The sequence below is a fragment of the Flavobacterium sp. WV_118_3 genome, from assembly GCF_039778605.1.
Lineage (GTDB): Bacteria > Bacteroidota > Bacteroidia > Flavobacteriales > Flavobacteriaceae > Flavobacterium.
This window is the reverse complement of record NZ_CP156060.1, coordinates 2558584-2580797: the sequence shown is the minus strand read 5'-3', so window position 1 is coordinate 2580797 and position 22214 is coordinate 2558584. Positions and strand designations below refer to the sequence as shown.

18 protein-coding genes and 2 tRNA genes are annotated in these 22214 nt (G+C 37.0%); 9 read left to right on the top strand and 11 right to left on the bottom strand.

The genetic code is table 11. The features are described 5' to 3' along the window. The first annotated feature begins 3 nt into the window (after nt 1-3). Nucleotides 4-1917, top strand: a complete 1914-nt coding sequence (locus tag ABFU83_RS12070) for an ABC-F family ATP-binding cassette domain-containing protein (RefSeq protein ID WP_347066235.1) — start codon at nt 4-6, stop codon at nt 1915-1917. A 34-nt stretch (nt 1918-1951) separates the two neighbouring features. On the opposite strand, the gene ABFU83_RS12065 is transcribed toward ABFU83_RS12070, so the two are convergent. From ABFU83_RS12065 to ABFU83_RS12050, 4 genes are all read right to left on the bottom strand, one after another. Beyond that, on the bottom strand, nt 1952-3100 hold the full coding sequence (locus ABFU83_RS12065) for an 8-amino-7-oxononanoate synthase (RefSeq protein WP_347066234.1): 1149 nt from the start codon (nt 3098-3100) through the stop codon (nt 1952-1954). A 67-nt stretch (nt 3101-3167) separates the two neighbouring features. Further along, nucleotides 3168-3650, bottom strand: coding sequence for a DUF1761 domain-containing protein (locus tag ABFU83_RS12060; RefSeq protein ID WP_347066233.1), 483 nt, complete (start codon nt 3648-3650; stop codon nt 3168-3170). A gap of 2359 nt (nt 3651-6009) precedes the next feature. Next, nucleotides 6010-6645 carry a response regulator transcription factor gene (locus ABFU83_RS12055; RefSeq protein WP_347066231.1) on the bottom strand — a complete coding sequence of 212 codons (636 nt, stop codon included), beginning with the start codon at nt 6643-6645 and terminating at the stop codon, nt 6010-6012. Further along, on the bottom strand, nt 6638-8650 hold the full coding sequence (locus ABFU83_RS12050; protein WP_347066230.1) for a sensor histidine kinase: 2013 nt from the start codon (nt 8648-8650) through the stop codon (nt 6638-6640). The genes ABFU83_RS12055 and ABFU83_RS12050 overlap by 8 nt, the downstream gene beginning before the upstream one ends. Before the next feature lie 230 nt (nt 8651-8880). Here ABFU83_RS12050 and ABFU83_RS12045 point away from each other — a divergent pair, with 230 nt between their 5' ends. After that, nucleotides 8881-9291, top strand: coding sequence for a hypothetical protein (locus ABFU83_RS12045; protein WP_347066229.1), 411 nt, complete (start codon nt 8881-8883; stop codon nt 9289-9291). Between the two features lie 146 nt (nt 9292-9437). Here ABFU83_RS12045 and ABFU83_RS12040 read toward each other — a convergent pair whose 3' ends face one another. After that, entirely contained in the window at nt 9438-10874 is a 1437-nt protein-coding gene (locus ABFU83_RS12040) for an endonuclease/exonuclease/phosphatase family protein (protein ID WP_347066227.1), read from the bottom strand. A gap of 256 nt (nt 10875-11130) precedes the next feature. Here ABFU83_RS12040 and ABFU83_RS12035 point away from each other — a divergent pair, with 256 nt between their 5' ends. After that, nucleotides 11131-11511: a hypothetical protein gene (locus ABFU83_RS12035; RefSeq protein ID WP_347066226.1), complete on the top strand. Its 381-nt coding sequence runs from the start codon at nt 11131-11133 to the stop codon at nt 11509-11511. A 41-nt stretch (nt 11512-11552) separates the two neighbouring features. Continuing rightward, on the top strand, nt 11553-12086 hold the full coding sequence (locus ABFU83_RS12030) for an N-acetyltransferase (protein WP_347066224.1): 534 nt from the start codon (nt 11553-11555) through the stop codon (nt 12084-12086). A 34-nt stretch (nt 12087-12120) separates the two neighbouring features. Here ABFU83_RS12030 and ABFU83_RS12025 read toward each other — a convergent pair whose 3' ends face one another. From ABFU83_RS12025 to ABFU83_RS12010, 4 genes are all read right to left on the bottom strand, one after another. Continuing rightward, entirely contained in the window at nt 12121-13053 is a 933-nt protein-coding gene (locus ABFU83_RS12025) for a WG repeat-containing protein (protein WP_347066222.1), read from the bottom strand. Beyond that, nucleotides 13043-13321, bottom strand: a complete 279-nt coding sequence (locus ABFU83_RS12020; protein WP_347066221.1) for a hypothetical protein — start codon at nt 13319-13321, stop codon at nt 13043-13045. The genes ABFU83_RS12025 and ABFU83_RS12020 overlap by 11 nt, the downstream gene beginning before the upstream one ends. 136 nt (nt 13322-13457) lie before the next feature. After that, a tRNA-Met gene (locus ABFU83_RS12015) sits at nt 13458-13530 on the bottom strand. A 33-nt stretch (nt 13531-13563) separates the two neighbouring features. Continuing rightward, a tRNA-Met gene (locus tag ABFU83_RS12010) sits at nt 13564-13636 on the bottom strand. A gap of 118 nt (nt 13637-13754) precedes the next feature. Between ABFU83_RS12010 and era the strand changes: the two genes are divergently transcribed. The 5 genes from era (at nt 13755) to ABFU83_RS11985 (ending at nt 20772) form a co-directional block, all read left to right on the top strand. Continuing rightward, nucleotides 13755-14639 (top strand): GTPase Era, encoded by an 885-nt coding sequence (gene era, locus ABFU83_RS12005; RefSeq protein WP_347066219.1) that lies wholly within the window; start codon nt 13755-13757, stop codon nt 14637-14639. A gap of 83 nt (nt 14640-14722) precedes the next feature. Beyond that, complete coding sequence (der, locus tag ABFU83_RS12000) at nt 14723-16033, top strand: ribosome biogenesis GTPase Der (RefSeq protein WP_347066217.1); 1311 nt, start codon at nt 14723-14725, stop codon at nt 16031-16033. Between the two features lie 164 nt (nt 16034-16197). Further along, nucleotides 16198-18924 (top strand): outer membrane beta-barrel protein, encoded by a 2727-nt coding sequence (locus ABFU83_RS11995; RefSeq protein ID WP_347066215.1) that lies wholly within the window; start codon nt 16198-16200, stop codon nt 18922-18924. Between the two features lie 80 nt (nt 18925-19004). Beyond that, a complete protein-coding gene (locus ABFU83_RS11990) occupies nt 19005-19478 on the top strand; it encodes a hypothetical protein (protein WP_347066213.1) in 474 nt (157 codons plus the stop codon). A 397-nt stretch (nt 19479-19875) separates the two neighbouring features. Further along, nucleotides 19876-20772: a choice-of-anchor J domain-containing protein gene (locus ABFU83_RS11985; protein WP_347066211.1), complete on the top strand. Its 897-nt coding sequence runs from the start codon at nt 19876-19878 to the stop codon at nt 20770-20772. Nucleotides 20773-20814: 42 nt separating this feature from the next. On the opposite strand, the gene ABFU83_RS11980 is transcribed toward ABFU83_RS11985, so the two are convergent. Continuing rightward, nucleotides 20815-21003, bottom strand: a complete 189-nt coding sequence (locus ABFU83_RS11980) for a hypothetical protein (protein ID WP_347066209.1) — start codon at nt 21001-21003, stop codon at nt 20815-20817. 150 nt (nt 21004-21153) lie between these two features. Continuing rightward, nucleotides 21154-21357: a hypothetical protein gene (locus ABFU83_RS11975; protein ID WP_347066207.1), complete on the bottom strand. Its 204-nt coding sequence runs from the start codon at nt 21355-21357 to the stop codon at nt 21154-21156. Nucleotides 21358-22214: the final 857 nt, after the last annotated feature.

Below are 22214 nucleotides of genomic sequence, written 5' to 3'. Positions count from 1 at the left end.
ATTATGCTAAATATACACAATTTATCGGTTTCTTTCGGGGGCACCTACCTGTTTGAAGAAGTAACTTTCCGATTGGGAGCAGGGGATCGCGTTGGGCTTGTAGGAAAGAACGGAGCCGGAAAATCGACCATGCTTAAAATCCTGTCACGGGAATTGGCTCCCGATTCAGGAAGTATAGCTACAGAAAAAGAAGTAAAACTTGGTTTTCTAAAACAGGACATCGACTTTGTAAAAGGAAGAACCGTTCTGGAAGAAGCCTATCAGGCCTTTGAGGATATAAAAAATGCAGAGCTAAAGATGGAAAAAATCAACCATCAGTTAGTGACGCGTACCGATTATGAAAGTGAAAGCTATTCGGAACTGATCGAACAGTTAAGCGATGTAACCCATCATTACGAAATATTAGGTGGTTATAACTATGTAGGTGATACCGAAAAAGTATTGCTGGGATTGGGTTTTAAACGCGAGGATTTTGATCAGCTCACGGATACCTTTTCCGGAGGATGGCGTATGCGTATCGAATTGGCCAAACTATTATTGCAAACCAACGATATATTGCTACTGGATGAGCCTACCAACCACCTCGATATCGAGAGTATCATCTGGTTGGAAAGCTTTTTGCGAAACTTCCCGGGCGTAGTGGTTATCGTTTCGCACGATAAGATGTTTTTGGATAATGTAACCAATCGGACCATTGAAATTTCATTAGGAAAAATATACGACTTTAGTAAGCCTTATTCGGAATACCTGATACAACGTCAGGAAATTCGTGAAAAGCAGTTGGCTACGCAAAAAAACCAGGCTAAAAAGATCGAAGAAACGGAAAAACTAATCGAAAAATTCCGGGCCAAAGCCTCAAAAGCTTCGATGGCGCAATCGTTGATCAAAAAGCTGGATAAAGTGGAACGCATTGAAGTTGACGAAGATGATAACTCCGTAATGAGTATTTCGTTTCCGGTTTCGGTTACGCCGGGTCGTGTAGTGGTTGAAGCCGAACACGTGACCAAAAGCTACGATGAGAAAACCATCTTAAAAGACATTTCGTTATTGGTCGAGCGTGGGAGTAAAATCGCATTTGTTGGACAAAATGGTCAGGGGAAATCGACTTTTATTAAAGCGATTGTGAATGAATTCGAATACGAAGGAACCGTCAAACTCGGACATAACGTACAATTGGGGTATTTTGCGCAAAATCAGGCCGAATATCTGGATGGGGAGAAAACCCTTCTCGATACCATGATCGAAGCGGCAACCGATAGCAATCGGTCGAAAGTACGCGATATGTTGGGCGCCTTTTTATTCCGTGGTGATGATGTTGAGAAAAAAGTAAAAGTATTGTCTGGAGGTGAACGAAACCGATTAGCCCTTTGTAAGTTATTGTTACAACCGATTAACGTGTTGGTAATGGATGAGCCGACAAACCACTTGGATATTAAGTCTAAAAACGTTTTAAAAGCCGCTTTACAGAAATTCGAAGGAACGTTATTGTTGGTGTCACACGACCGTGATTTCTTACAGGGAATGGCGAATATCGTTTATGAATTCAAAGATCAAAAGATACGCGAATACCTGGGTGATATTAATTTCTTCCTGGAACAGCGCAATGTGCAAAACATGCGTGAAGTAGAGAAGAAAGATATTGCCAAAGAAACAGTGGTACAGAAAGATAATAAAGCCCTTTCGTATGAGGAGCAAAAGAAACAAAAAGCACTTCAGAACAAGCTGAGTAAAATTGAAAGTCAGGTTCAGGAACTGGAAAAGGAAATCCGAAAAGACGATAAAGCTTTGGCGGAACACTATGAAAAATTAATGCAGGATGCGTCTTTTTTTACAGCTTATGAAAAGAAGAAAAAAGAATTGGAACAGCTTTTGGAAGAATGGGAAAATGTTCAGGCAGAAATAGAAAGCAATAGCTAAAAATACAGAAAGAGTGGTTTACAGCCGCTCTTTTTTATTTAAACGGATTGCGTTCCTGCCAAAGTGTTTCCGGTTCCAGTGAACGGAATAGTTTTGAAATATAACGGTTGATAAAAGAATTTTCGTGTTGAATATAACCAAACATTTTCTCCGGTTTTGCACCTACGGAACTCTTGATTTCAAGAGCCGTACGGGCAAAAACAATTTTTGTAAAGCCTTTATTCACCGAATAGCCAATCATATCGTAAAGCATATTCAGATACAACATTTTGTCCCGTTGGTATTCGTCGTCATATCCCAGAAAATACGTGTCGATGGTTGAACCGTTTTGGATCAATGTATTAAAACCAATCAGTTTATGATCCAGAAAATAACCGTAAAATAAAAACCGATCACCCAGTAATTTTTTGAGCTTAAAAAAATGATTTTCGGCCAGGAAAAAAGTATTAAAAGGCGCATTACGCGCTACATTCTGATACAAACAATGAATGGTATCGGAATGTTTTTGGATGTCATCCAGACTAAACTTTTGTTTAACAATGTCTGTTGCCTTTTTTCGCGCTCTTTTATATTGATCCCGGTATTTTTTAGTCAATGCCTCTACATAATCCGTTTCGTAATTCCAGTTTTCCGGGATGTTAAAAAGCATATTGGGTTGAGTGGTGAACCGGTAAAATGAAGCGAATTCGGGAATTGCAAAAGAAACGGTATCATATTCGGAAAAATCCTTAAAAACAGTCAAATGGATTTTTGTTTTTTGTTTTCGGAAGTGTTCCTTTAATGCTTCTGTTGCCTGTAGTAATAGTGTAATAGCCTGCGACGGTTTCATTTTTTCGTTTAAAACAAAAGCATTCTGACCGGTAAGCATATTATTTCCAATAAAAAGCACATGAGCGCTAAAGTTTCGGAATATAAAATTGCGGGCTGACGTTTTAAGACAACTATCTCTTTCGCCAAATGATTCGACTTTGTTTAAATCCAAAAACTGCGATAAGGCAATTCCGCATAATTCGTCTTGTCTGAATAAACCGATATAATGGCAAACCATATTGGCTGGAGCCGATTTCTCCAGGACTTTAATATACGCTTTGCTAAGAAAAATATTGGTAACAGCGATATCATCCCAGTTTTTAGGGAGTTCGCCGGCAGTAGTATAAATTTTATAGGTAAAGTCTGTTATCACAAAATAAGAATCGCTCCACAAATGTAGAGCGATTAGTATATAAATAAGTGTTAAAAGATAAAAATTTCTATTTCATAGCACAAATTATTCCCCCCATAATCATACAGCTAACCACCCAGAAACCACCGGCGATTAAAGTATATTTCCAGGATCTGCGTTCAAAAAGGGCGCCGGTTCCTACTACTGGTAAAGCAAAAAATAATCCTGAGAAAAAGCCGTGTAGCATTCCGTGTTTAAAAGTGCGGAAAGCCTCGCCATAATCGGCCATAAAAGCTTGGTAGGACGGTTTTGCAACAGTAGGATCACCTCCAATCATTCCCAATGCTCCGAATTGGTGAATAGTCAGCATCTGAAGAATAAAAGAAATAAAAAAGGCATAGACAATAGCCATCCCGAATATAACAGCCATATTGCCTGTTTTTACCTGTTCTTCTGTTAAGTGTGCTTCTTTCATCCAGATAATACCGAAAACTTTAGGATTGTACCATATAAATCCAACTACAAGAGTGGATAATGCAGCTAATAGTAGCGCTAAAAAGTTAATTTCCATAATTTTTTGTTTTTTGTTGTATAAAAGTATGAAAATTAACACATTCTTTTTGATATTTTGTTTTAAATGATTTTTTTGACTGAAAATAGAATAGTTTAATAGCTATTTAACAGACAGGAGTATTACAAAATCAGTATACGCAAATCCACTCAAAAATTGATAAATTAAGTATATAATATATTGATTTTTAGTATGTTATTGTTTTTTTTTACTCTTGAGTATAGGTGCGTAGTTGAATTTTTTTTTCGCTGTTTTTTTTGCTATTACTTTGCTCTGTAAATGATTCGGAAATCACGTATGGATTATACAAGATTAAAGATTTCGGAGTCAGAGCGTTTATTAAAAGAGTGGAACACGTTGGAGAGTGAGTACCTTCTATACTAAATCTGATTTTGTTACAACTTAATAAAGAACAAAAGATGTTCTTTAAGGTGATTGTTATGTAATTATTTAAAATTAAAGTTTTTAGGGTTAAGTTGTTAATGAGTTGCCCATGTGAATTCTTGAAATTGATTGGAGGAATCAGTTTTGAAGTAAGGGAGTCTCTTAACTATTTAAATTATAAAAATTGTATCACCTGAAAAAAGTAAATAAGACAGTTTTATAGATGAAAAACAGATGATTTGAAAATAAAGTTTTTTGGAGTTAAACAGTTGTTAATGAGGTACCCTTTAGATTTTTAAAATTGATTGGGGAGTCAGTTTTGAAGTAAGGGTGTCTCTTAACTATTTAAAATGTAAAAATTGTTATCATCTAAAAAAGGGAATACAGTTTTTATAGATGAAAACAGATGATTTGAAAATAAAGTTTTTTGGGGTTAAACAGTTGTTAATGAGGCACCCGTTAGATTTTTAAAATTGATTGGGGAGTCAGTTTTGAAGGAAGGGTGTCTCTTAACTATTTAAAATGTAAAAATTGTTATCACCTAAAAAAAGGAATACAGTTTTTATAGATGAAAAAAACAGATGATTTGAAAATAAAGTTTTTTGGGGTTAAACAGTTGTTAATGAGGCACCCGTTAGATTTTTAAAATTGATTGGGGGAGTCAGTTTTGAAGGAGGGTGTCTCTTAACTATTTAAAATGTAAAAATTGTTATCACCTAAAAAAGGGAATACAGTTTTTATAGATGAAAAACAGATGATTTGAAAAATAAAGTTTTTTTGGGGTTAAACAGTTGTTAATGAGGCACCCGTTAGATTTTTAAAATTGATTGGGGGAGTCAGTTTTGAAGGAGGGTGTCTCTTAACTATTTAAAATGTAAAAATTGTTATCACCTAAAAAAGGGAATACAGTTTTTATAGATGAAAAACAGATGATTTGAAAAATAAAGTTTTTTTGGGGTTAAACAGTTGTTAATGAGGTGCTCTTTAGATCTTTAAAGTTGATAGGGGAGTCAGTTTTAACGAGAGAGTACCTCTTAACTATTTTATCTTAAATGATTTTTGCGAGGCAAAGGTATATTCTTTTTTTATATACTTCTAAAGAAAGATATTGTTTGTCGGTAAGTGACAATAGAATGTCTCGAAATGACTTTAGTGGTTGTGGTGTTGAAGGTTTTATTTCTTCGACTAAAAACCAGGTGAATTTCATTGCATTTGTTCGGTAATCTGATAGTTGGTTTCAGGAATAATACGACGTAGTTTCAAAATAATTGTTGGGGAAAGAGTATGGTTTTTTTACGATAATAGGTGCGATGGCTGTCGATGCAATCATAATGCTGTTTTAAAATGTAGGTTCGTTGCTATAAGTGTTGCTTTTAATTTGGGTAAAGAATGCTCACGCATACCATGAAAAAGCATCATTTTTTTTCGTTACAATGAGACAGATATTTAACCGAATTACTGTTGTTTTCCAGAGTTCATCTTTCCGGAGCCGAAAATTGTGCTAAAAATTAATTTTTAGTTTTTTGGATTTTTTTACATACAGCGTACACCAGATAATCGTTTTTTTTTGTAATAACGTTACCCGTTTTTACAGGTATGAAGTAACTTTTTCACGACTGCTTTTTCAGTATTTTTTCTTGTTTTGAAAGCAACAATAGTTTTGATATGCATCAAAGATAATTGTATCGATCTTTTAGTACTCTTATTAGGTCGAAAATTCGTTTTTAAAAGGCTTAATTCCAAATGGTTCTGGAATAGAAGCCTAATGATATTGGTATAGGCAGCAAAATACACTACATTTCTATGTGATTTAAAGTAGACATACTATAGCTGATTACTTCTTCGGCTACTGGTATAACATCTTTAGTCGTATTGTGAAAATGATTTAGAAGTAGCTGAATTTTATTTGGAAAATCCTTGATATAATGGGCAATTTCTTTCAATGGTTTCAGAACCGGTAATTTTTAAGTTATAATTATAAAAATTTATATTCGACAGCCATTTTAATGAGCTCTGCTACATTTTTAGCTCCGAATTTCTGAAGCAGATTGCGTCTGTGAGTTTCAACTGTTAGCGGACTTACGAAAAGTTCATCAGCAATTGTAACTGTAGTTTCGCCATTCGCAATTTTCTGTAAAATCTGTTTTTCTCTTTTTGTCAATGTTGGAATCGCTTTCCATTCGTTTTGCGATGGTTTCATTATGATTTCTTTCGCTTCTTTGCTAAAAGCCAGTTTTCCTTCCAAAGCTTCGGAAATACAGTTTAAAAGTTCGTTTGCATCCGCATTTTTTAGTACATAACCACCGGCACCGTTTTGAAGTAGTTGCATCATAATGCTTCGTTCCGCCTGATTACTCAAACCTAAAATAACCGTTTCTGGTGTTTTTTTCTTGATGATTTTGCAAAGCTCAATCCCATGGTAGTCGGGGAGCATAATGTCAAGCAATACAATATCCACCTCATTACTTTCGAGAAAATTGATAAAAGACTCCCCATTAGTAAAACTAACAGCAGTAATGCGTAAATTACTCTTTAATAATGTTTTCAGGCCTTCAATAACAATTGGATGATCATCTACAATGGCCAGGATAATTTTTGAAGTATCAGACATATAATTCGATGTTTATAGTGGTTCCCTCGTGAGGAGCCGAATGAATTTCAACAGTTCCATTTAGGTATTTAGCTCTGTTTTCAATATTGGTAATACCTATTCCTTTCTTCTGATCCAGAATATTTTTATCAAAACCGTAACCATCGTCTTCAACAGTGATGAAAAAAGTTTTTCCATTCTGACTGCATTGTACCATAATATTTTGGGCGTTTGCATGGCGGATGGCGTTGGATAGTGCTTCCTGAATAATACGGTAGATGATCACCTGGGTAGAAATCACCATTTCGGTATCCAAATTAAATGACTCATAACTAATGGAAATGTTCTGAGATTCTAGGGATTCACATAGATCTTTCAGGGCAGTTTCGAGACCAAAACGAAGTAATGTTTCCGGCATCATATTACGAGCTATACGACGTAATTCGGTAACCGCATTGTCGAGCTGACCGATGATTTTATGAATTTCTATGGGATTGGGATTTTTATCACCACGGCTCATTTCACCGGATAATTTTATTTTTATTCCGGCCAGCATTCCGCCTAAACCGTCATGAAGGTCGCGCGCTACCCTTCGGCGTTCCCGTTCTTCGCCTTCCAGCATGGCCTCGGTTGTAGATAGAAGTTGTTGTTGGTGTAATTCTTTTAATTGTTGCTGGTGATTGATTTCTTTTTGTTCCGATAGTTTTTTCTGATTTCTATAGAAAGCAAAAGCCAGTAAGGCGATGGCCAGAAAAAATAATGTTGATGCGCCAAGCAAACTACTAAAAAGCCGATTGTTGCGTGCTGCCAAGTCGGCTTCTTTTTTATCGGTTTCCAAAGCGGTGATTTTTTTCTGATTTTCTGCGTTTTGAAACTGCACTTCCAGCTCATTGATTTTCTCTTTGAGCTTACTGTCGTTAATACTATCACTCAGTTTACTGTATTGTGTCTGCCATTGATATGCTTCTTTCAGGTTTCCCATTTTTTCATTAACAGCGGCCAGTTGGGTATAAAACATTTTCCGATTGTTTACTTCGGCGGACAGATTGCCTTCCTTTAAAAGTTTTACTAACAAATCCCGGGCATTTTTATATTCTTCCAATTGCAGGTAAATATCATACTTTCTAAACGTAAGCATTTGCAATAAAGTCGGTTGGTTTAGACTTTGAGCCAGTATAATTCCTTTATCGATACTTTTGATAGCATTGTTAAAATAGCCTTTCGAAATAAGATACAACCCTTCGTTGTAATAGTAATAGGGATACTGTGTCGATTCTTGATGCGGCTCCAGGATAACTTTAGCCTTGTCCAATAAGATTTTAGCGGTTTCACTATCACCTTTGTAAATGAAATTACTTACCGCACCGAGGTAGGCGAGCATAAGTTCGGAAGATCCCGGTTTCTTTTTTTCGAGCAAATCGATAGCCTTTTTATTATAAACTTCGGCTTTATCAAATTGGGCGTTATACATAAAAAGAGTGCCCAATTGTGAATAATAATGTGCCATTTTTTCGGATTTACCGGATTGTTGTGCAAGCGGAATTGATTTGTTTAATAAAATATTAATTACGAATGGATCTCCTTTTTTATTTCGTTGCAATATACCATAGTTGTACCAGGCTGCTGCTGCTGCTTCATAACTGGCTGCTGTACGGAAGGCCATTAGTTTTTGAGTGGCTTTGTATAGGGATATTTGTGCCTTTTCCGGATGGATTGCCGATAGATGTTGGCCTTCATAAAAAAAATACAGCGCATTTAGATAGGGATTTTTAGCACTCAGTTGTTTGCCTTTGGTTAGGAACATCCGACTTTTTACAGTGTCTTTTGCCCGCCAGTAATCGGAAAGCAAAAAACTGGCATTGGCTTTACTACTATCGGCTGATCTGGAATAAACAATCTGACGAAGACTATCGGCATAGTTTTTTTCGTTGACGGGTAATAACTGTTGTGCAGTAACGGAAAAGAGAAAACCGTGTAGTATTAAAAAAAGCCATAAAAGCTTGCGGAGGTATGAGGACCGTTGCATGGGAGTGTATTGATTTTTGAGTAATAAACAAGAATTTTCTTTCTAAAAATATTCTTTTAAAAGCAAATTCTTTCAAAGATTGTAAAAACATCGCAAAAAGCCATGTGAATGTGATAAAATACCGGAAAACCATTAGAAAAAAATACTCATTTCCTGTTATTGTTGCTGTTTTGGCGGGAATCTAACTTTGCTTCAGAAAAAGATTGTTAACCATTTAGACATTTTATATTATGAGAAAGAAGATTTTAGCGACGTTAGTATTGACCATGGCCTTCGGATTAATTTCCACATCGTGTAGCAGCGATAGTGACGGGTCGGGAAATGGCAGCGGATCCGGAGGAACCAACAAAATGGTGCGTTATAAAGCAATAGCATCCGATAATGCCACAATTGATGTAATTGCCTATACCAATGCGCAAGGGGATATGACGACCCATACGGATATAAATGCAACTACTTGGGAAAGTCCGGAAATTAACATGCCGGCATCGGTACAGGCCATTTCGTTTGGAGGATCTGCCAATGTAGCGACACAAGGAGAAACAGGCACACTAAAAGTACAGATTATTATAAACGGCGAGGTGGTTAAAGAAAATAGCTCAACCGGATCGGTTATGTCGGCATCGACAACATTATATTAATATAAAAACAATACTACCCTCCGTTTATTTTTATCCGATAAAAAAGCCGCTTTACTAAAGCGGCTTTTTGGTTTTGTGGTATGTCCAATTTAGAATATTATTAGGAGCCATGTTTTGCGCTATATAAATTGTTCAAATTGTAGATTTTATTTTTTTTCGACCGTAAAACGCACATAAGGACTGTCGCCTGTGCTAATGGATCCGGTTATTCCAAGTCCTGCGGATTTTCGATAGATCCAGGGGCGGGTACTATTGTAGTATAAATTGTTATAGTCAATTTCTTTAAAATCGACCAATACATTATTGGTGTATACCCACGACCATGGGACATATGTTCCAAAGCTAATTTTTTGATTGTTATATAGATAGGTTAGCTGGTTGTATACTCCGGTTGCTTCCCCAGTATCGTGTGACGCTAATATAAGCCCATACTCTCCGGGAGGGATGTTGGGAGGTGAATTAAAAAAGGTGCTGTTGTACCAAGTAGCTTTACTTTTAAAAGTAAGTGTTTTGTCCGTTTTATTGTGGATTAAAATTTTTGCTGTTAGACCAGTCCCATATCCCGCCTTTAGATGGTCAATTTTTTTTAGAGCCTCCTGATAGCTTTTTGCCAGGTTTGAGCGGAAAGGGAATACGGTGTTTTTTATAAGGATAAGCTGACTTTCAAGCCCATAATGATCAGAACAGGATGCGTTAGCTATTAGAGACTCTGAATAATAACGACAATGTTCGATTACTTTAGAAGAATGAGCCGTCCATCCACTCGAAAAGAGGATATAATCTAAGCGTTGTTGATAATCATTGGACGAGCAATAATAGTGTGCCAAATGATTTGTTGCGCTGTTATAAGTATAGCCGGGGTTGTTTGGATTACTTTTTCTATAGGAATCCTGATAGTCAGGGAATACGGATTTTAAAATGTCATAATATTCATCAGATTCTCCGATAATATTTAAATCACCAACAATAATACTCGGAACCTCTAAATCGGACATATGATTTCTCATTTGTTGCAATTGTTTTTTGCGAGTAGCACTGTATGTTTCATCAGACTGGGTATGGGTAAAAAAAGAGACGAAATCCCCAAATGGAGTCGTGAATCGGGTTTTATGAAAGCCTTTTGGTGCAAACCAATCCCAACCGGCTCCATTGCCAAACACGGTAAATTCATTATCGGATATTGGAAATTTGGATAATACTAATAGCCCATCACCCTGATTGAGATTACACGCATTAGAATGGATGGAAAATGGAAACAATTCTTTTAAATTATTGAGCATACTGTTTTTGGTCCAATCGTTCCAGACTTCGGTTAGGAAAAGGACATCAATGTGAGCAAGGGAAGACTTAATAAACGTTTCAATTTGTTCCTGACGTACGGCGTCTTCAAAAGGAGCGGGTCCTAAATATAAGTGGAGGTTATAGGTGGCAATTTTTAGGGTGTGGTTCTGATTATTGAAAGCAGTTTTGGCTTTCAAAGCCATTATGGATTCACCTTCTTTTGAAAATGACGGTTCATCCTGACAGCCAATAAACACAAGTATACACAATAGCGCTGCAAAGAATAAAACTTTAGACTTCATAATATAATAGTTATAAAAAAATAAAATGAAGGGGATAGGTACGTTTAAAACCGGGTTTTTTAAGGGGAATTAAAAATTGATTGTAATCACTATTCGATCTCCAGAAATCGGAATAAAATAAATTGTAATTTCGAAGGTGAAGGTAGCTATAAGTGGTTAATAGAATGGGATAAGAAGTTTTTTTGTGTATCGGTGACTCTATTTGTCCTTAGTATTCCACCTGACTTTTGTATATTTAGTATATAAAACCGCAATAATGAAAATATACATAGGGTTGTTCGTACTGGTATTAACGTGTCTGGCTTGTCAGAATACAGAAAAAACGAATCCGATCGAAAGGCAAAAAGAAACCAGAAAGGTCATGTCTTTTGATAAGGAAAAATGGGCGGTTAAAAGTGATGCCGCCTATGCTTATAGGGCGATGATGCTTCAGGATTTGATCGATAGTAAGCGGTTAAAACAGCTCAAAAAAGCAGCTGTTTTGGAATTATTAGGAACACCCGACCGAACGGATAGCTTATATCTCTTTTATACCATTCTACAGAAACGGGCACTGTTTTTTCCGTTGCAAACCAAGTCGATGGTTATAAAACTAAAGGAAAATGATAGTGTCGAATGGGTAAAAATACACGAATAGTAAAATAAAAAACGGTAGATTTTATACTAAAATAAAGTAGGATGCCATTAGAAATAAGGAAAGAAGATAAAAATGATTTTGAGGCAGTTTCTAATCTCATTGAAAATGCTTTTAAGAATGTCGTATTCAGTGACCATCAGGAACAATTTTTAGTGGAACGCCTGCGGAATTCGGATGCTTTTGTTCCGGAATTGGCTCTTGTTGGAATTCTGGAAAGGAAAATAGTGGGGTATATTTTGCTAACGAAAATAGTAATCAAAGCCAATAATGGAGTTGAAGCCGAATCGTTGGCATTGGCGCCTGTAGCGGTTTTACAGGATTTTCAGGGAAAAGGTATTGGAGGACAGTTGATTCGGGAAGGACATCGTATCGCAACAGAAATGGGATTTGGATCGGTGATACTGTTGGGACATGAAAAGTATTATCCAAAGTTTGGTTATCAAATGACAAGTCAATATGGAATACGATTGCCTTTTGATGTGCCTCCTGAAAATTGTATGGTGATTGAACTGATCCCCGGAGCACTAAAGGACGTGTCGGGAGTTGTGGTATATCCAAAAGCGTTTTTTGAGTAGAAATGCGTAGTATGTCCGGGTGAAATTGTAATAACTACGAATTTCGGTTTTCCGGATTTAATAAAATAGTAATAGCATTTTCAATGTCCAGAATTGTTCCGTTGTCGGATTGTTGGTTGTAGAATATTACTTTGGCGTCATAATGTGCTACAAAATTATAAACGGGCGCTACTATTATTTTATTGCTGTTAGATATAAGCCCCCATTTTCCGCCTTGAACACCCCAATGCCCTTTATCGTCTTGTATATAGCGGGAATAATAGAGCAGACCGGTTGGATTAATTAAAAACAAGGTACTGTCAAAGGTTGGTTCTATCCAATTGTATACAAGCGGGATTTGTAAATTTTGGTTATAATCAAAAACAGCGCATTTGCCACCGTCTAAAACAAAAAACGAATCCAACGATGGTGAGTTTACAAAATCATGATCAAAATTGGGTGCTGCATTTTTCCGATCGTATACAATAATGGAGGTACGCCCTTGAAAAATCATATCATAAACAGGAGGGATGATCATATTAAAATTGCGATCCAAAAGTCCTCGATTTCCGATCATATCCGTATGGTCATAATAAACATCAGAACGGACTTTAGTATCATAGATCGTATAATAGGAAGGATCGTTTTCAAATGTAACCAGACCGTATTCAAGCTTTTTTAAAAATCTTCCAGTTTGATCAAAAAGATGATAAACAGCATGATCTCCATTGTTAATCACTTCCCGGGCTTTAAAAACTTCTAATGTCTCATTATATTCGATTTCCCGGAATGTAAGAGGGATGATCATTTCAAAAGTGGTCGTCATAACGCCGCAAAACGATCCGTTGGAAACCCGAAAACTTTTAGGATTTAGCTCCTGAAAGCTGTCAAAAATAGCGGGTAATATGATTTCAAAATTTTCATCGAGAATACCGGTTTTGGTTTGGGAATATCCGTCTGTTTTTTCAACAAAAGCACTAAAAAACAAAATGTTTTTTTTTGGTGTGCGACTGATTAATGGAATAATAATCGGTTGTGTCGATGAGTATTTCGCCCCCTTCCGATACTTTTAAAGCCCGGTTGGTGTTTGTAATTGTATCGAAAAGGTTTAAAACCGCAAATCCCCGGGTGTCATAAAACCCGAAAAAATCCCCTTGTTTTAAATTCAGTTTTTTACAAATAGAATCAAACACCTTTCGGATGCGTTCCATTTCAAGGAACTTTTTTTCGGCAATTGCTATTTCTTCCGGATTCATGATTTCTGAGGTTTCAGGTAATCTCAAAAATAAGGTAAAAAAAGGAGAAAAAGAGTGCTGAAGGCTGTTTCTTTTAGGGGAAAGGGGGGAGGTTTAAATCAAAAAAGCCCCTATAAAAATATAGGGGCTTTCTGAGTAGCGGGAACAGGACTCGAACCTGTGACCTTCGGGTTATGAGCCCGACGAGCTGCCTACTGCTCTATCCCGCGCTGTGCGTTTGTATTCTCAGTATGTTTTCTTAGTAGCGGGAACAGGACTCGAACCTGTGACCTTCGGGTTATGAGCCCGACGAGCTGCCTACTGCTCTATCCCGCGATGTTTCGAGTGCAAAACTACAACGAATATTTGGATTGACAAGGCTTTTTTTAAAAAAAATAAAAATTTCACTCTTATTCGCCTGATATGCCTACCTTTGTAGGCTAAAATTTTTACTATGGCACACAAAGCAGGTTTTGTTAACATCATCGGGAATCCCAATGTCGGTAAATCGACATTGATGAATGCCTTTGTTGGCGAACGCCTTTCTATTATAACGTCTAAAGCACAAACCACCCGTCACCGTATTCTGGGAATTGTAAACGGAGACGATTTTCAAATCCTGTTTTCCGATACACCGGGAATCATCAAACCGGCGTATGAATTACAGTCGTCGATGATGGATTTTGTAAAATCTGCTTTCGAAGATGCCGACATACTGGTATATATGGTCGAAATAGGAGAGAAGGAATTAAAAGACGAAGCGTTCTTTAACAAGATCATCCACGCCAAAATCCCGGTATTGTTGTTGTTAAACAAAATCGACAAATCCAACCAGGAACAACTGGAAGAACAGGTAAACCTTTGGAAAGAAAAAGTGCCGAATGCCGAAATTTATCCAATTTCAGCCCTTGAAAATTTTAACGTAAGCACCGTATTCGACAGAATTATTGAATTATTACCGGAATCGCCGGCCTATTATCCGAAAGATGCGTTAACCGATAAGCCGGAACGTTTCTTTGTAAACGAAACCATTCGTGAAAAAATTCTGTTGCATTACGAAAAAGAAATTCCGTATTCCGTAGAAATCGAAACCGAAGAATTTAAGGAAGACGATGATATCATACGGATCCGGGCGGTGATCATGGTAGAACGCGATACGCAAAAAGGAATCATCATCGGACATAAAGGTGCTGCGATCAAAAAAGTAGGAATCGAAGCCCGACAAGACCTTGAGAAATTTTTTGGAAAGAAAATCCATATCGAAATGTTCGTAAAAGTGAACAAAGACTGGAGAAACAGCAGTTACCAGTTACGTCGTTTCGGATACAACAATAAATAAAAATACCAAAATAGAAACAGTGTTGTAGTTGGGATAAGGCCGCTACAATTAAAATAATGTACTTTTGCAAAAAATAAAGAAAGATGAATAATATCGTAGCCATAGTAGGAAGGCCCAATGTAGGAAAATCCACTTTTTTCAACCGATTGATTCAGCGTCGTGATGCCATTGTCGATTCGGTAAGTGGTGTTACCCGCGACCGTAACTACGGAAAAAGTGAATGGAATGGAAAAGAGTTCTCGGTGATCGACACCGGAGGATATATTAAAGGTTCCGACGATATTTTTGAAGGCGAAATCCGCCGTCAGGTAGAATTGGCTATCGATGAAGCCGACGCGATCATTTTTATGGTCGATGTGGAAGAAGGCATCACCCCGATGGACGATGAAGTGGCAAAACTGTTGCGTAAAGTGACCAAACCCGTTTTGCTTGCCGTAAACAAAGTAGACAATGCCATGCGTGAAAAAGACGCATTCGAATTTTATAACCTTGGGCTGGGCGAATACTATACTATTGCCGGGATGAACGGAAGTGGAACCGGTGAATTACTGGACGCTTTAGTCGAATTATTACCGGAACTTCCGGATGCAGTGGAAGAAGAAAATCCGCTACCGCGTTTTGCTGTAGTAGGACGACCAAATGCCGGAAAATCGTCGTTTATCAATGCGCTGATCGGTGAAGACCGTTTTGTGGTAACCGATATCGCCGGAACAACCCGTGATGCGATCGACACCAAATACAACCGTTTCGGATTTGAATTTAACTTAGTAGATACGGCCGGAATCCGTAGAAAAGCCAAGGTAAAGGAAGATTTGGAGTTCTATTCCGTGATGCGTTCCATTCGTGCGATTGAGCACAGTGATGTTTGTATCCTGATGATCGATGCTACCCGTGGTTTTGAAGGACAGGATCAGAGTATTTTCTGGTTGGCCGAAAAGAACCGAAAAGGAGTGGTAATTCTGGTAAACAAATGGGATTTGGTTGAAAAAGACACTATGTCAACACGTGATTATGAAGCGAGAATCCGTCAGGAGATTGCACCGTTTACCGATGTGCCGATCCTGTTTGTATCTGCATTGACCAAACAACGACTTTTAAAGGCTCTGGAAACCGCTGTTGAGGTTTATGAAAACCGTAAGCAACGTATTGCGACTTCAAAATTCAACGAGTTGATGTTGCCTATTATCGAGCATACGCCACCACCGGCTTTAAAAGGGAAATACATTAAAATTAAATACTGTATGCAGTTGCCAACACCAACGCCTCAGTTTGTGTTTTTTGCCAATTTGCCACAGTATGTTAAAGATCCGTATAAACGTTTTATTGAAAACAAATTACGTGAGAATTATAACTTTTCAGGTGTTCCGATTGATATTTATTTCAGACAGAAATAGTTTGTTAAAGTTTCTATAAGGGCTTCTGTTTTTATATACGAAATCATTTCTTTTGCGGTTATTATGTTTACATATTAACCGCAATTTTTTTTATACAAATGCAAAAATTCACCTTACTTTTTGCGTTTTTGTTGATAAGTTGCCTGTCTTTTGCTCAGAATAATATGATGTTAAAAGGAAAGGTAATAGACAAAAACTCAGGATTACCAGCCGAATCGGTTACCGTTTATCTTTCGGTTGCAAAAGATTCTACACTTATTGACTACACGATTACCAACAAATCGGGTAATTTTGAATTTAGCGTTAAAAAAAATAGCCAACCGGTTTTTCTAAAGGTATCGATGATCGGGTATCAGGATTATAAGCAGGAATTGGATGGGATAACTGCATCCCGGGATTTTGGAACCATTGCAATAGTCGAATCGTCTAAAGTACTGGATGAAGTGATTGTAAAAACCGAAGCACCGCCCATTCGGATTAAAAAAGATACTTTAGAATTTAATGCCGCCTCGTTTAAAGTGCGTCCGGATTCCAATGTCGAAACATTATTAAAACAATTACCGGGTGTTGAAGTCGATAACGGCAAAGTAACGGTCAATGGAAAGGAAGTTAACCAGATATTGGTAAACGGCAAACCGTTTTTCGATAAAGACGGTAAGATTGCTTTACAGAGTTTGCCATCCGAAATCATCAATAAAATACAGGTAACCGATACCAAAACGAAAAAAGAAGAGCTCTCCGGACAAAAAGCCAGTTCGAATAATGCTACAATTAACCTGACGATAGATGAAGATAAAAACAAAGGATTTTTTGGAAGGTTTACCGGGGGATATGGAACTGACAGCCGCTACGAAAGCAGTGCGTTGATCAATTATTTTAAAGGAAACCGTAAAATCAGTTTTTTAGGATCATCAAATAATATCAATTCGGCCGGATTTTCAATGAATGAAATTTTCGACAATATGAGTGGCGGACGTAATGCTTCGGTGAATATTGGTGGAGATGGCAGTTTTGGAGTGAACGGAATGAATTTTGGTGGTGGAAAGGGAATTACCCAATCCAATATGGCGGGGTTAAATTATGCCGATCAGTTTTTCAAAGGATTTGATGTAAGCGGTAATTATTTTTATACCGATGCCACGTCAAAGAATGACAATAAAAGCCGGTATCAAAACTTTCTTCCGGATCGGACAATTATAACCGAATCAGTCGGAAACACGCGTGAAGATAAGTATATGCATAATGGAAGTCTTATTATCGAATATAAGATCGATTCGACGGCTACTGTATATGTTTCGCCACGATTTTCCAAAGGCAACACCAAATACAAAAGCCAGTCGGAAGAGGCGACGATGAACGAAAACAATCGTGTTTTGAACGATAGTGACAGTAACTTGTATAATGAAAGTGATAGTCAGAATTTTTCAAATTCCATTAGTTTTAATAAACAATTTGCAAAAAAAGGAAGAAGTCTTGGGATTGATCTCGATAATTCCAATTCCAAAGACATCGGAAGCAATCTCAACCAATCGAAAACCCGTTTTTATGACGACAACGGAGCTTTGCTTCGAACCGATAACCGGGATCAGATTCGGTATAACCGGAACTTTAACGACCGTGTGGAGATCGACCTGGAATATCTGGAACCGGTTATGGATTCCGTACGTTTAAAGCTGGCGGTAGATTATAGCTGGAATAAAGTATTGGATAATAAAACGGCGTATAACTATGATGCGACTACGGAAGATTATACGATACAAAACGATACGCTTTCCAATTTCCTTCGATCTACAACGACTACGATAAGTCCGAAAGCCGGAATCAATATCGAAAAAAATAAATTCTTCCTGAGTAGTTATTTCGGGACCAATATTACCCGTTTGGATAACGAATCGTATTACCTGTATCGAAATACCAAATTGATACGGGATTATATACTGCCCTCAGCTTCGCTATATATGAGCTACAAACTGTCGAAAGCCAAATCGTTTTCGATGAACTATTCCTATCGGGTTTCATTCCCGTCGGCCGTTCAGATGTTACCGGTAGATGACCCGTCAAATGCTTTGGTGAGTTATATTGGAAACCCGGATTTAGATCCGGCCACAAGCCATTCAGCGGGAATTTATCTTCGAAATTATAATTATGCTACCCGATCGGGTTATAGCTTTTCGGTTACAGGTCAGTATTACGACAGCCAGATTATAGCGTCAACCATTTATGATGAAAGCGCGAAACGTTATACAACTTATCAGAATATATCCGGAGGATTTAATCTTACAGGAGGCGGAAACTGGAGCAAAAGCCATATCATTGATATGCATAAATTCCGAATGGGTATTTCTCCGAGTCTAAGCCTTACAAAAGATAAAGGCTATACTAACGGAGAACTGTTTGATGCGTTCAACTACCGTTTTCGTACCCGACTTAATTTAAACTGGGATTATGGCGAATTATTGACGGTAACGCCATCGTACACGTATTCGTATAACGTGACGAATTATACCAATTACACAGTTAATTCGGCATCCAACTACACGCATCAGTTCAATCTGCAAACCACAAGTTACTGGCCTAAAGGATTGGTAATTGGAAATGATTTTGGATATACGTATAACTCGGCTATTTCCGACGGTTTTAAAAAGGATTTTTACCTGTGGAATACCAGTGTGGGCTATAATTTCTTTGATGACAGAATGTTGTTTAAAGTTAAAGTTTATGATTTGCTAAACCAAAATCAAAGTGCCATCCGAACAATTGGAGCCACCAGTATCCGGGATGAGGAGAATACGGTATTAAAGCGTTATGCGATGTTTTCGCTGACCTATAAGATTGAAAAATTTGCCGGAAAAGAGAAAAAAGGCAGCGGAAGAAGACCGGGTGCCTTTTAAGACAAAAAAAGAAGCTCAGAAAACGGCTTCTTTTTTCTGTTAGTCCCGAAGTATATTTGCAAAAAAATTGAAAAAGAAAGATGAAATATTTTTATGCCGGAATTGTGCTCTCCACCTTATTTGGATGTGAGCCCGAACGAAAGAACTACGATCTCAGGATGTTGCCGCGGGAATGGGTGCGGCTCACCAAAACAGCAAAAGGTCTGGTAGTCTATAATACCTGTGATTCCGGGAATTTATTGCTAACGATTACACATACCGGTGAAAATTCGGAAATCTTCCTTCACGGTCAGCAGGAAGATCAGGAATATCAGGTTTTAAACACCTACCAGTCGGGCGATACGATAGTAGCGGTAACAAAATGGAAAAACGGAAAAGAGGTACAGAGTTTTAAATTCCTTCCGGCCGAGAAGGAAAAACACCTGGGACGTTGGATGACAACGTTTCCAACCGGATTTACATCCGATAATATGTTTGTAACCACCGAAAAACAAAATCATTATCCCAAAGTCGACCAACCCTGCCGGGAATGTTGGGGTGATGAATGTGATTAGCCTACAGTATAAAACCTCACAGGTCTCAAAGACCTGTCAGGATTGTTATAGATATAGAAAGCGACTTAAAGTCGCTTTTTCCGTATAAATACCTGTTTTTAGATGGTAGCGACAACAGTATGGAAGTATTTTCGAAATGGATTAATATTGATCCTATAACTTGTTGAATAGAAAATGCCATGACAAAAAATACAACACGATTACTTTCCAATTTGCCAATTGAAGAATTAACTTCAGAAACCGATTTTTTAAATATTCTGGGTAAAGGGATATTTACGGTTTGGATATCGAAATTATTACCAAACAATCAGAGCAATTATAGGTAAAAACAGTTCATTGATTAGTGAAATATAGAATGGAAAATAGAAATTAGAGCACGAATCAAAATTGTATAGTAATGAATCTAAAACTATTTTTAATTACGTTACTCCTTAGCATAGGAATATTGAGTAATGCACAAACCAGAGCAACTGTTCTTTTCGAGGACGATTTCGAAAAATATGATGATTTTATTATTTCGAATATTGGGTCTTGGTTAACATTGGATCTGGATAAAACGAGAACACTACATCTAACCCAAAATTGGAAGAATTGCGGAAAACCACAGGCTTTTATTATTTTTAATCCATCCGCTTCGGGAATCGAAATGGCACGTTATACTACAAAAAGTGGTGAAAAATATGCTGCTTGCTGGACTTCGGAAACAAAGAAAAATGATGATTGGCTAATCAGTCCGCCTATTGCATTAGGAGCTTTGGCTAATGAAGTGAGTTTTTATGTAAAATCACCATATCAGGCTTATCTTGAAGAATATGAGGTAGGCATATATACCGGTACTGGTACGCCATCTGGTTCAGCGGATTTTACGATAATCTCCGGGAATACACCATTAAGGGCACCATTGAATTGGGAACAAAAGAAAATGAGTCTGGATGCCTATGCCGGGCAAACGGTAAGAATTGGAATCCACTGTGTTTCGCATAATAAAACCTGCTTTATGGTTGACAATTTTAAAGTTACTACAGATAAAAAGCTGACAACGGTGGATTTTAGTACAGAAAATTTTTCTGTTTTTCCCAATCCGGCTCAAGAAGTATTATATCTCCGATCAAAAAGCGGAATACGGATTAACGATATACGAATTTTAGATATAAACGGGAAAACAATTAAAAAAGTACCGCAACAACAGGAATCGGAAATACAAATCGCTATAGCCGACTTAACTGCCGGGATTTATTTTCTTTCCATTCAAACTGATGAAGGATTCGGGAGTTTCCGGTTTTTAAAAGAATAAAAGTTCAAACCCGACAGGTCTTAAAGACCTGTCGGGTTTGTGTTATTTAGATCTTTTTGAATTACCACTTTTTCGGGTTGTGCTATAAGTGGTTGAGGGGTTCTTTTCTGCCTGTTTTTTTGTTACATATCTGCCAGATTCAGCACTTCTGTATTCTTTTTTTTTCTCTTGAGCATTTGCTGTAACTGTAGCAAATGTGGTCAAAGCAATAAGTAAAATTAATTTTTTCATATTCGTTGTTATTTTATTGATTTTAAGTGAATTTACGAAAAAAAAGTAAGATCACTATACCTTAGTGATTTCAAACCTGACAGGTCTCAAAGACCTGTCAGGTTTAGCAATAAAAAAGGGTTGTTTCACTTTGGAGGCAGCCCTAACTTTTTAAAATTTATTCTCCTTTGAGTATTCTAAATATTCATAGAAATAGCCGTTTTCCAGTATAAAAAAATAAGCATGATTTTTATACCCCATTTCCTCTTCTAATGTCTTAGATAACGTGTTGTTTACTTTTTGCAGTGCTTCCACTACTGTTTCCTGTCGCATCAATACTTCTTTGAAAGCATCTTCGTTGTTTTTAGAATCCATATTTTAAGAATTTAAAATAAAACCCCCATACTTTAGCAGTCCTACACTTCTCACGGTGTTACGGTTGTTTCCAATACCGTCTGCATGGCATGAGGGAAATTTTTTGTAACTCTAAAGTGAGAACTTAGGAATCATTAAATTTACCATTTTTAACTTATTTTTTATTGTAATGTATTGATATATAGCGATTTTTAGATTAAATATAAATCAAGCCATTTTAATAAAAAGATATACAATAAAGCTGCTTTTTGAACCAGAAAAAGAAAAGGAAAGAATAAATATAGTATATAATTCGCAGTATGATTTTTAGGGAAAAATAAAAAGCCGGAACTTGTCCGGCTTTGTCTCATATTGTTTCAGTATGTTACCTTAAAACCTGAAAGATCTAAAAGACCGTAAGGTTTAGAAATAAAAAGGGCTGTTTTACTTTTGGAGCAGCACTGACTTTTTAAAATTCATTTTCTTTCTAGTATTCTAAATATTCATCGAAATACCCTTTTTCGGGTATAAAAAAATAAGCATGATTTTTATACTCAATCTTCTGTTCCAACACCATAGATAAATTGTCGTTTACTTTTGGTAAGGTGACAATCATAGCTTTTTGTCGTATGGGGAAATCTCTTGATGATTTTTGTTTTTTTCTTAGAATCTATATTTTGAGAATTTAGGAAATAACCACACCTACCTTATCTGCCCTACACTTCTCACGGTGTTGCGGTTGTTTCCAATACCGTCTGCCTAGCATGGAGCAATTTTACACTTAAAATGGATAGTTTTTCAGTAAACAAAATGAATAGTAACGGGGGATGACCTTAAAAAATCATACTTATTAAAGAAATATTTCTTCTCGGCATCAG